Genomic DNA, 10,418 nt, shown 5'->3' with positions numbered 1-10,418 from the left:
AAAAAGGCCATGCGCGGCGTTGCAAAGCCTTGTCGGGGGCCTACCCCGACGGCGTTTTGCGCCTTGCTCATGGCCTTTTTGGCTCGCAACGCATCCTTCAATATTAGTGTGAACAGGCCCTAGGCCGACCCGCTGCCGGAACCCCGGCTGTTGCAGGGCGAACTGCCAGCGGGCGAGGCTGAAGCGGCCTTCATCGCCGCCTCGCGCGCCGCCAGGCTCCTGTATACTGCCCCTCCATGTCGTGCCATCCACTTCCCACCGCATTCAGCGCCGCCCCCATGGGCCGCATGATGCCGCCTGCCTTCGCGTGGGCGAATCGGGCAATGGGTGCACGAATGATTACCACCATTACCACCGCGGCCACCTGAGCACGCGCAGGTGGCCGTTCCGGCAGCCACCTGGTGTATCTCTCTTCTCCCCCGAATGAATGAAACCCAGCTCTGGCAGCTGGTTTTTTTTGTTTTTTCGTTCGGAGATGTCCATGTACCGCGATCCAGTCCAGTCACTTCAGCCCCTGTACAGCCGCCCTGCGCCCACCCGCCCGCTGCGCGTGGGCATGATTGGCATTGGCACCGTAGGCGCAGGCACATTCCGCGTGCTGGCCCGCAACCGGGCCGACATCGCAGGCCGCGCAGGCCGGGAGATCGAGATGGTGATCGTGTCGGCCCGCAACCTGTCGCGGGCCGCCGGCATTGTGGGCAAGGGCGTCGAACTGACCGATGACCCGCTGCGCGTGGCCACGCACCCCGACGTGGACGTGGTGGTGGAGGTGGCAGGCGGCACCGGCCCCGCGCGCGACTGGGTGCTGGCCGCGATCGCGCACGGCAAGCATGTGGTCACGGCTAACAAGGCGCTGCTGGCGCTGCATGGCGCCGAGATCTTTGCCTCCGCCCGACAGCACGGCGTGGCTGTGGCGTATGAAGGTGCGGTGGCGGTGAGCATTCCCATCATCAAGGCCTTGCGTGAGGGCCTCACGGCCAACCGCATCGAGTGGGTGGCGGGCATCATCAACGGCACCACCAACTTCATCCTGAGCAAGATGCGCGACGAGGGCCTGGACTTCGCCGCCGCACTCGCGCAAGCCCAGGCGCTGGGCTATGCCGAGGCCGACCCGAGCTTCGACATCGAAGGCATCGACGCCGCGCACAAGCTGACGCTGCTGGCGGCCAATGCCTTCGGCATGCCGGTGCGGTTCGCCGATGTGCAGGTGGAAGGCATCACCAGCCTGCAGGGGCTGGACGTGGCCTGTGCCGAGCAGTTGGGCTTTCGCATCAAGCTGCTGGGCGTGGCCCGCCGGCAGGCGGACGGCGTGGAGTTGCGCGTGCAGCCCGCGTTGGTACCCGCCACGCACCTGATGGCGCATGTGAACGGTTCGATGAACGGCATCATGGTCAAGGCCGATGCGGCGGGCGTGACGATGTACTACGGCGCGGGGGCGGGGTCCGAGCCAACCGCATCGGCCGTGATTGCCGACTTGGTTGACGTGGCGCGGCTCGATGGCACCCACGCTGCGCAGCGCGTGCCGCACCTGGGGTTTCACGTGCATGCGATGAGCGCCTTGCCGGTGCTGCCACGCGCCGCCGTATGCACCCCGCACTACCTGCGGGTCCCCGTGCATGCCGCCAAGCAGATCAAAGCGGTGGCGGCCTGGCTGGCGGGGCAGCACGTGCCCGTGCGCCAAGTGCGGCCGGCGGCCGAGCGGCCCGGCATGAGTCCGCAGGTGCTGGTGCTGACCGACGCCGTAGTGCAGGCCACGGTGGACTTGGCCGTGCGCACGCTGCAGGCGCACCCGGCGGTGGCGGGGGCAGTGACGACGCTGCGAGTGGAAGAACTGGCGGACTGAGGTCTCTTTCACGCGATCGGGATGACTTCCCCCGCGTGCTTGCTCCCAACATTCGCCGTAGCAAAGCCAAGCCGCAGCGTAGCAACATCCAGATTGCTCGCTTCAATCGCGCGCTTGGCAAACTCATTTACGAGAACGCGCTGACCGGCAGTGGCAACCTGCCGCCGAGAGAGGTTTGGACTCAGAGATGGGTGGAGCCTGGTTTTTTGACTTTTTTATGAGAAAAATCAGGCCCTAGCCCTTGCAAAATGGTCGCAAGTAGCTATTATTTTTATAGCTAACAGAGCACAATGATCAGCGTCGCCGGGTCATCGATACCGTGCAAAATGGTTGCACCTCACGGAGACGCCATGTCCACCCAAATCTCGGATATCCACATCGCCCAGGCCGACCCGCTGCCGGAACCCCGGTTGTTACGTGACGAACTGCCCGCGGGCGACGCTGAAGCCGCATTCATCACCGCCTCGCGCGCCGCCACCCGCAATATCCTGCGCGGCCTGGATGACCGGCTGCTGGTCATCGTGGGCCCCTGCTCTATCCACGAGCCCGAGTCGGCACTCGAGTACGCCGCACGGCTGCGTCAGGTGGCCCAGCGCCTGAGCGAATCGCTGCTGCTGGTGATGCGCGTCTACTTCGAAAAGCCGCGCACCCGCATGGGCTGGAAGGGCCTGATCTATGACCCGGGGCTCGACGGCCAGGGCGACATCGGCGAAGGCCTGCGCCATGCGCGGCGCATATTGCTGGAGTGCGCGCGCCTGGGCGTGCCGGCGGCCTCTGAAATCCTGGACCTGGTGACGCCGCAGTACTACGCCGAGCTGCTGACCTGGGGCGCCATCGGCGCCCGCACGGTGGAAAGCCCACTGCACCGGCAGATGGCGTCTGCCCTCTCCGCGCCTGTGGGCTTCAAAAACGCCACCAACGGCAGCGTGGGCGCGGCCATCGACGCCATTCATGTCGCCGCCCAGCCGCACCGCTTTCCCACCATCTCGCTCGAAGGCAAGGCCATCGTCATCACGACCACCGGCAACCCCGATGGCCACCTGGTGCTGCGCGGCGCCAGCGACGGGCCGAACTATGACGCCGCCAGCGTCAAGCGCGCCACCGGGTCCCTGGAGACATCCGGCTTGCCGCCCCGCCTGGTGATCGACTGCAGCCATGGCAACAGCAACAAGGACTATTCCAGGCAACCCGCCGTGGCGGCCGACATCGCGCAACAGATCGCCAGCGGCTCCACCAGCATCTGCGGCCTGATGCTTGAAAGCCACCTGATCGAGGGCCGGCAAGACATTGTCGATGGCCGCAAGGGCCTTCGCTATGGGCAGAGCGTGACGGACGCCTGCATCGGCTGGGAAACGACCGTCGAAGTGCTGGAGAATCTGGCGGCGGCCGTGAAGCAGCGCCGCGGAACCGTCTGACACACAAACCCCTTGGAGAGCGCGATGATCGTCGAACGTATCTGGACCGGTAACGCCTACCGCAACTTCAACTACCTTGTAGCCTGCCCCGAAACCGGCGAAGCGCTCGCGATCGACCCGCTGGACCATGAAAAAACGCTGGCCACCGCCAAGGTCAAGGGCTGGCAGATCACCCAGGTCCTCAACACCCACGAGCACCGCGACCACACCGGCGGCAACGAGGCGGTGATTGCGGCCACCGGCGCCAAGCTGATCGCCCATTACCGCGCCGGCGGACGCATCGCCGGGGTGGATAGGGGCGTGAAGGCCGGCGACGTGATCAAGGTCGGCAAGACCGTCGAGCTTGAATGCATGGACACGCCCGGCCACACCCTGTGCCACATCTGCCTGCGCTCGCACACCGACCAGCCGGCGCTGTTTTCGGGCGACACCCTCTTCAATGCCGGCGCCGGCAATGTGTACAACGGCGGCGACGTCAACGAGCTGTATACGACCTTTGTGGAGCAGCTCGCCAGGCTGCCCGACAACACCCAGGTCTATCCCGGCCACGACTACATCGAGAACAACCTCAGGTTTACGCTGGCGCGCGAGCCTGACAACGCCGCCGCGAAAGCTCTGCTGCCCAGCGTGACCGACCATGACCCCAAGACATCGGCCGTCACCACGCTCGCGCAAGAAAAGCAGTTCAACACCTTCTTCCGCCTGGCCAACCCCAGCGTGATCGCCAGGCTGCGCGAAAGCTTCCCCGACCTGCCGGACGAGCCCGATGCCAGGACGGTGTTCACCAAGCTGCGGGAACTGCGCGACAAGTGGTGACCGCGTGATAGCAGGAATGGCGACAGGCACGGCCCTCAGCATGCAGCGAGACCCGCAGCTCAGAACACTGATCCAGGACAAGCTGCGCGCTTTCACCGTGCAGGCCACCTCGCGTGATCAACACCACGATCAACAACATGCGGCGGCGGTGGCCGTGGCCATTACCGACGAAGGCCACGGCGCCGAGCTGCCGGGTTTCCCGCAGCATGCGGCGTGGAGCTCGCAAGCGGCCCTGATCGTGACGCGGCGCTCCGGCCAGCTGCGCAAGCATGCGGGGCAGTGGGCGCTGCCGGGCGGGCGCATCGACGCCGGCGAAACGGCGGAACAAGCCGCCCTGCGCGAGCTGGCCGAGGAGGTGCACCTGGAACTCGATGCCAGCGCCGTCCTGGGCCAACTCGATGATTTCGTCACCCGCTCGGGTTTTGTCATCACCCCGGTCGTCGTCTGGGCCGGCGCGGCGCAGCACATCAGGCCCAATCCGGGCGAGGTGCAAAGCATTCACCGCATCCCCATCGCCGAGTTCCTGCGAAGAGACGCGCCCATGCTGGCGCGCGAAGGGCATGGCCCGCATCCCGTGCTGCGCATGCCCGTTGGCGAGCACTGGATTGCGGCGCCGACGGCGGCGATCCTCTACCAGTTTCGTGAAGTCTGCATCGAGGGCCGCCACACCCGCGTGGCGCATTTCGAGCAGCCGGCGTTTGCATGGAAATGAGCGTTCGATAAAGCCTGACCGCGGATGCCCTTGCATGCCGCCACGCATTGCCGCCAAAATGACCCCGCCCGAAGTCGTTCCACGAATTCAAGCGCGCAGGAGGTATTGCCATGACCTTGCCGATCAACGCTCACCCGTTCCACCTCACCCAACCCACCCGCCGCTCCACTCTGGGCGTGCTGTCCGCCGCCCTGCTCTGGCCCAGCGCCGGGCGCGCGCAGGCGCTCAACCCTTCTCGCCTGCAATCGTGGCCGCTCAACACGCCGCGCAGCACCGGCATTCACGACGTGGCGCCCGCGCCTGATGGCGGGGTCTGGTTCTCCGCGCAGCGCAGCGGGCACCTGGGCTGGTTTGACCCGCGCACGGGAAAATCTGAACTGATTGCCTTGGGAAGCAATAGCAGCGGCTCGTCGCCGCACGGCGTCATTGCCGGGCCCGACGGCGCGGCCTGGCTGACCGACGGCGGGCAAAACGCCATGGCACGCGTGAGCTGGCCGGCGCGCGAGGTCAAGCTCTTCCCCCTGCCCGTCGGCACGCCCTACGCCAACCTCAACACCTGCGCCTTTGATGGCGACGGCGACTTGTGGTTTACCGGGCAAGGCGGCTACGTCGGCAAAGTGGCCGTGCGCAGCGGCGTGGTCAGCGTGAAAGCGTCGCCGCGCGGGCGCGGACCCTACGGCATTTGCGCCACCCCCAAGGGCGACGTGTGGTGGTGCTCGCTGGCCGGCTCGTTCATTGCGCAAATCGACCGCAAAACCGGCGAGTCCCGCATCGTGGAGCCGCCCACGCCGCGCCAGGGCGCGCGTCGCGTCTGGTCCGACAGCCGCGGCCGCATCTGGGTGGCCGAATGGAACAGCGGCCACCTCTCCATGCACGACCCGGCGCTGGGCACGGGCGCCAACAGCTGGCGCACCTGGAAAGCGCCAGGAGCCGACCCGCGCGTCTACGCCGTGTACGTGGACAACAAAGACATCGTCTGGGCCTCGGAGTGGAGCAACAACGCCATGCTGCGCTTCGACCCGGGCAGCGAGAAGTTCGACGTGCTCACCATGCCCCGCCCCGCCGCCAACATCCGCCAGATACTGGGCCGGCCGGGGGAGGTCTGGCTGCCGGAGAGCGGGACAGAGTTTATTTCGGTGATCAGGACGGGGTGAGTGCCGCAAAGATTGCTTCCTGCATTTCACAGGAGGATCATGCCCAGCGGCCTTAAACCCGTCCTGAGCACGAGCTGCCGCACACATCGCTAGAGCAAAAAGGGTAATTTTCTTCAATACGCGTGGTGCCATCGCGATATATCTTCGGGCGATGAAAACTCCGAACGAATGTATCGAGGCGAGATGAGCACATTTCTTTCCATGGCAGCTTTTGCGTTTGCAGCGTCGATCTCACCCGGACCCGTCAATATCGTTGCGCTGACCGCCGGCGCGCAGTACGGGTTTGGCGCAAGCATGCGGCACGTTACCGGGGCGACCTTTGGCTTCGCGTTGTTGCTACTGCTGACTGGTTTGGGATTGCACGAGTTTTTGGCTCACTGGCCACACCTGGCAAGGGCAATCCACTGGAGCGGCGTCGCATTTCTGTTTTTCATGGCCTACAAACTCGCCGTCGACAACGGCCGGCTTGGAGTGGACAAGGCAATAAAAGGCCCGTCAGTGGTCTACGGCGCAGCGATGCAATGGCTCAATCCGAAAGCATGGCTGGCATCCTTGGCGGGTATGGGCGCCTATGCAGCCAATGGCGAAAGTATGCTGGTCTGGCAGTTCACGGTGCTCTACGCCGTGATCTGCTACGGATCGATAGCTTGCTGGGCTTATGCAGGAACGTTTCTTCGCCAATACTTGCGTGACCCCAAGCGAGTGCAGCTGTTCAATCGCCTGATGGCGCTATTGCTTGCAGGCAGTGCCATCTACCTGCTGGTGGCATAGGCGCCTACCCTGGCCGCTCCCTGGGTTCGACCACGATATTGGCCAGGAGTAGCCGCCACGAGTTGCTTGAATGCCCGTTGCAAATGTGCCTGATCAGAAAATCCGGCTTCAATGGCAACTTCGGCAATCTCCCGTCCCCGCCTGAGTTGTGATCGACTGTATTGGATGCGGCGATTAACCAAGTACTCGTGAGGCGTCATGCCGTAGTGTTCCTTGAACGAGCGGATCATGTACGACGCAGAGAGATCCGCTGCTGCGCATATTTCATCCAACTTAAGTGAGCGCGTGAAGTTATCGCTTATGTATTCCGCCGCGCGTACAAGCTTGTGATTTGCGTCTCTTGTCGACCCAGGCGCGTGATTGAGCATTCCATGCATATCCGAAAAAAAGGTGATTGCCGCGCTGTGCTTTTGCAGATGCTCCGCCTGCTGGTCGGCGAGCAAGATGAAGAGACGATTCAACCCGGCGTACAGATCGGGGTTCGTGGTCACAGTCGTCGAAAACGCCTGGAAATCCGGGTTACGGCTGAAGCCTAGTTCATGCTGAAGCTTGTTTAGCCAGCGCGCGCCGACATAAAGCATGCGGTATGACCATGGCTGATCGCCAATCGGATTGCAGGCGTGGACATCACCCGGGTTCATGACGACCACCGCGCCGACACCAACGCGTTCCTGCACCTTCCCATTTACATAGATACTGCGGCCGCCCGTGATTGCGCCGATTGAGAACGTTTCGTGCGAGTGCTTGGCATAGCAGACTTGACGGCCGTCCTGGATTGAACGGGCTTCGACAAAAGGCAGCGCTTCATCGCGCCAGAACCTTGGGGTCGTTGTTTCTTTTACGGAAGAAGTCACGTCTTTTGCCTCGATCAGCATTTATGCCAAGTTTATACCGCCCCCCGTGGTGATCGCCAAGGCAAGGCGAAGCCCGCGGGCAAACAAGAAGCAAAGAAGCACACCGCCAACATCCGCCAGCTACTGGGCCGGCCGGGGGAGGTCTGGCTGCCGGAGAGCGGGACAGAGTTTATTTCGGTGATCAGGACGGGGTGAGTGCCGTGGAAACAACAACGTTGATTTGTCATTGCGGGCTTGCTCCGCAACCCATGGATCCCGGATCAAGTCCGGGATGACAAGTCAGGGGAGCAAGGAATTACTCAGCAGTCCGTAACGAAGGCGACGCCAGCCATGCTGTCATTCTGAGCAACGCGAAGAATCTTGCCCGCATACCGAGATCCTTCGCTGCGCTCAGGATGACAAAGTATGTCGCACTACTTTCGGACTGCTGAGCAACTGAACAGTATTGCCTCTAGCCCAACAAAGACGGGGGCAAGCAGCTACGTTTTTTATAGCACTCTCAGTCAGTTCACCTGCCACTGCCGGAAAATCCTGCCAAACAAGCCATCCATGATCTCCATGATCGGCGCCGGCGGAGCGGGCCGCGGGCGGGGAATGTCGAATTCAGCGTTCTGGTCAAGCCAGCGGTTGCGAAATGCTTGCTGAAAAACGTCTCCTACCATGGGCAGCGCGCTGCGGGCCCCTTGCCCCCAGGCCCCCATCGTCACGCTGTTGTCGTTAAAGCCGACCCTGGCCCCCGCCACCAACTGCGGGTTCATCATGATGAACCAGCCGTCGGTGTTGTCTTGCGTGGTGCCGGTCTTGCCGGCCACGTCGGCCTGGATGCCGTAGCGCTGGCGAATCGCCGTTCCCGTGCCCTCGTCAATCACACCGCGCATGGCGTTCACCAAGGTCAGCGCATGCGCACGCGGCATCGCCGGCTCGCGCTCCCTGACGGGCTCGAACTGTTCCAGCAGCCGGCCGTTGCGGTCTTCCACACTCAGCACCAGCACCGGCTGCATGTAGTTGCCGCCATTGGCAATGGTGCCGTAGGCTGTGACCATCTCCATCAGCGTGACAGGGCTGGTGCCCAGGGCGAGCGAGGGCACCAGGTCCAGCTTGCTCTGCCGCACCCCCAGGGCCTGCGCCAGCTGCCCGACGCGGGCCGGCCCCACTTGCTGCATCAACTGGGCCGTGATGATGTTTTTGGAATACACCAGCCCGTCGCGCAGGCTGGTGGGCAAGTAAGTTGGAGGCGCCGCATCGCTGGGCGTCCACACCGCGCCGCCTTGCGACGAGATGGCTACGGGCTGGTCGATAAAGGCGTACGACGGGTCGAGCCCCTGCATGAACGCCGCGCCATAAACAAAGGGCTTGAAGGTCGAGCCCGGCTGGCGCCGCGCCTGGCTCACATGGTCAAACTGCTCCTGCGCGAAGTCACGGCTGCCCACCCACGCCCGCACGCCGCCGCTGCGCGGGTCGAGCGCCAAAAAGCCGGCCTGCAACACGGCACGCGCCTGCCCGGCCGCAGGGCGCTGCCGATCTGCCAGCGTCTGCAGTTGCGTCATCTGCCGTGCCACCGCCTGGTTGGCCGCCTTCTGGAGTTTGGCGTCGAGGGTGGTACGCACCCTCAGGCCGTCGGTATGAATGTCGTAGCCTTTGTGGTCGGCCCAGGCAATCAGCCATTTGCGCAAGTGCTGGGCCACGTGCGGCGCCGGGCCCAGCGGCTCGGTCTGCCGCTCAAAGTCCAGCCGCAGCGGCCGCTTGGCCAGCGTCTCGACCCGGGCCGGGTCGAGCTTGCCGTGCTTGGCCATCTGCGCCAGCACGAGGTTGCGGCGCTGCACCGCGCGCTCAGGGTTTAGCACCGGGTTGTAGTAGCTCGTGCCCTTGAGCATGCCGATCAGCGTGGCGCTCTCCAGCACGTCCAGCTTGTCGGCAGACTTGTCGAAATAAGTGCGCGCGGCCATTTCGATGCCGAAGGCGTTGTACAAAAAGGGCACGGTGTTGAGGTAGGTCTCAAGGATCTCGCGCTTGGAATACACCGCCTCGATCTTCAGCGCGGTGATCGCCTCCTTGACCTTGCGCGTGATGCTGGCGGCGCGGCCAATTTCTTCAGGGTAGAGGTTGCGCGCCAGCTGCTGCGTGATGGTCGAGCCGCCCTGCAAGTCACCCGACAAGGTAGCGAGCACCGCCCCCGCGATGCGCCGCAAGTCAATGCCGTGGTGCTCGTAAAACCGGTGGTCCTCGGTCGCGATCAACGCGTTCACCACATGGGGCGAAATCTTGTCCAGAGTCACCCACTGGCGGTTGATGCGCCTGTACTCGGCCAGCACCGTGCCGTCAGAAGCCAGCAGCACCGAGGGCGATTCAGACTTGGCCTTGCGCAAGTCGCCAATGCCGGGCGTGAACGGAATCAGCACCAGCACGTAAAGCAGCACCAGCGCAGGCAGCACCAAAGCCGCCCGCACCGGGTGCCGCCTGACGGCGCCCGTGAAGCGATGAAACTGCTCAGCGGCGAAAGTGGCAGCGCGTTGGAGGGTCGGGGTCATGGGCGGAGTTTAAGGGGGCGGTCAACTCGGGTTGTAACATTTCATATTTCCCCTACTTTTTCAGGTTAAATATGGCTGCATACCACGTGGTACGGGCGCAAGGCGCTACTTTTTTTATAGCACGAAGAACTCACCCATGACTTACTCTGCAGTCCGAAAGTAGTGCGACATACTTTGTCATCCTGAGCGCAGCGAAGGATCTCGGTAGGCTGGCAAGATTCTTCGCGTTGCTCAGAATGACAGCATGGGTGACCACCGGCACCTGAACAATGCAGAGCAACCTTACCGTTTTGTATCAGTAACGCAGCTGCTGGACGACTTTCAG

Annotated in this window: 8 protein-coding genes; 6 read left to right on the top strand and 2 right to left on the bottom strand. The window is 63.6% G+C overall.

The features are described 5' to 3' along the window. Nucleotides 1-481 precede the first annotated feature (481 nt). From V6M61_RS00995 to V6M61_RS00970, 6 genes are all read left to right on the top strand, one after another. Nucleotides 482-1,843, top strand: coding sequence for a homoserine dehydrogenase (locus V6M61_RS00995; RefSeq protein WP_332774683.1), 1,362 nt, complete (start codon nucleotides 482-484; stop codon nucleotides 1,841-1,843). Between the two features lie 350 nt (nucleotides 1,844-2,193). Further along, nucleotides 2,194-3,258, top strand: coding sequence for a 3-deoxy-7-phosphoheptulonate synthase (locus tag V6M61_RS00990; RefSeq protein ID WP_332774682.1), 1,065 nt, complete (start codon nucleotides 2,194-2,196; stop codon nucleotides 3,256-3,258). Between the two features lie 24 nt (nucleotides 3,259-3,282). Beyond that, nucleotides 3,283-4,074: a hydroxyacylglutathione hydrolase gene (locus V6M61_RS00985; protein ID WP_332774681.1), complete on the top strand. Its 792-nt coding sequence runs from the start codon at nucleotides 3,283-3,285 to the stop codon at nucleotides 4,072-4,074. 16 nt (nucleotides 4,075-4,090) lie between these two features. Next, nucleotides 4,091-4,786, top strand: a complete 696-nt coding sequence (locus V6M61_RS00980; RefSeq protein ID WP_332774680.1) for an NUDIX hydrolase — start codon at nucleotides 4,091-4,093, stop codon at nucleotides 4,784-4,786. 110 nt (nucleotides 4,787-4,896) lie between these two features. Next, nucleotides 4,897-5,940: a Vgb family protein gene (locus V6M61_RS00975; RefSeq protein WP_332774679.1), complete on the top strand. Its 1,044-nt coding sequence runs from the start codon at nucleotides 4,897-4,899 to the stop codon at nucleotides 5,938-5,940. 183 nt (nucleotides 5,941-6,123) lie between these two features. Continuing rightward, the gene (locus V6M61_RS00970; RefSeq protein ID WP_332774678.1) at nucleotides 6,124-6,711 is read left to right on the top strand and encodes a LysE family translocator; all 588 of its coding nucleotides are present in this window, start codon (nucleotides 6,124-6,126) and stop codon (nucleotides 6,709-6,711) included. Here the strand turns inward: V6M61_RS00970 and V6M61_RS00965 are convergent. Together V6M61_RS00965 and V6M61_RS00960 are read right to left on the bottom strand one after the other, a co-directional pair. Further along, nucleotides 6,693-7,586 (bottom strand): AraC family transcriptional regulator, encoded by an 894-nt coding sequence (locus V6M61_RS00965; RefSeq protein WP_332774677.1) that lies wholly within the window; start codon nucleotides 7,584-7,586, stop codon nucleotides 6,693-6,695. The two genes, V6M61_RS00970 and V6M61_RS00965, sit on opposite strands and share 19 nt — an antisense overlap. Nucleotides 7,587-8,068: 482 nt before the next feature. Next, nucleotides 8,069-10,093, bottom strand: a complete 2,025-nt coding sequence (locus V6M61_RS00960; RefSeq protein ID WP_332774676.1) for a penicillin-binding protein 1A — start codon at nucleotides 10,091-10,093, stop codon at nucleotides 8,069-8,071. Nucleotides 10,094-10,418: the final 325 nt, after the last annotated feature.

Source organism: Polaromonas sp. (assembly GCF_036676035.1).
Classification (GTDB): domain Bacteria; phylum Pseudomonadota; class Gammaproteobacteria; order Burkholderiales; family Burkholderiaceae_C; genus Polaromonas.
The sequence above is the reverse complement of the archived record's forward strand: the minus strand, read 5'-3'. Positions and strand labels throughout refer to the sequence as shown.

Excerpts from the sequence above, each read along its gene's own strand:
- V6M61_RS00975 (WP_332774679.1), top strand. The coding sequence starts at position 4,897 with ATGACCTTGCCGATCAACGCTCACCCGTTCCACCTCACCCAACCCACC.
- V6M61_RS00965 (WP_332774677.1), bottom strand. The coding sequence starts at position 7,586 with ATGCTGATCGAGGCAAAAGACGTGACTTCTTCCGTAAAAGAAACAACG.
- V6M61_RS00960 (WP_332774676.1), bottom strand. The coding sequence starts at position 10,093 with ATGACCCCGACCCTCCAACGCGCTGCCACTTTCGCCGCTGAGCAGTTT.
- V6M61_RS00985 (WP_332774681.1), top strand. The coding sequence starts at position 3,283 with ATGATCGTCGAACGTATCTGGACCGGTAACGCCTACCGCAACTTCAAC.
- V6M61_RS00970 (WP_332774678.1), top strand. The coding sequence starts at position 6,124 with ATGAGCACATTTCTTTCCATGGCAGCTTTTGCGTTTGCAGCGTCGATC.
- V6M61_RS00990 (WP_332774682.1), top strand. The coding sequence starts at position 2,194 with ATGTCCACCCAAATCTCGGATATCCACATCGCCCAGGCCGACCCGCTG.
- V6M61_RS00980 (WP_332774680.1), top strand. The coding sequence starts at position 4,091 with ATGGCGACAGGCACGGCCCTCAGCATGCAGCGAGACCCGCAGCTCAGA.
- V6M61_RS00995 (WP_332774683.1), top strand. The coding sequence starts at position 482 with ATGTACCGCGATCCAGTCCAGTCACTTCAGCCCCTGTACAGCCGCCCT.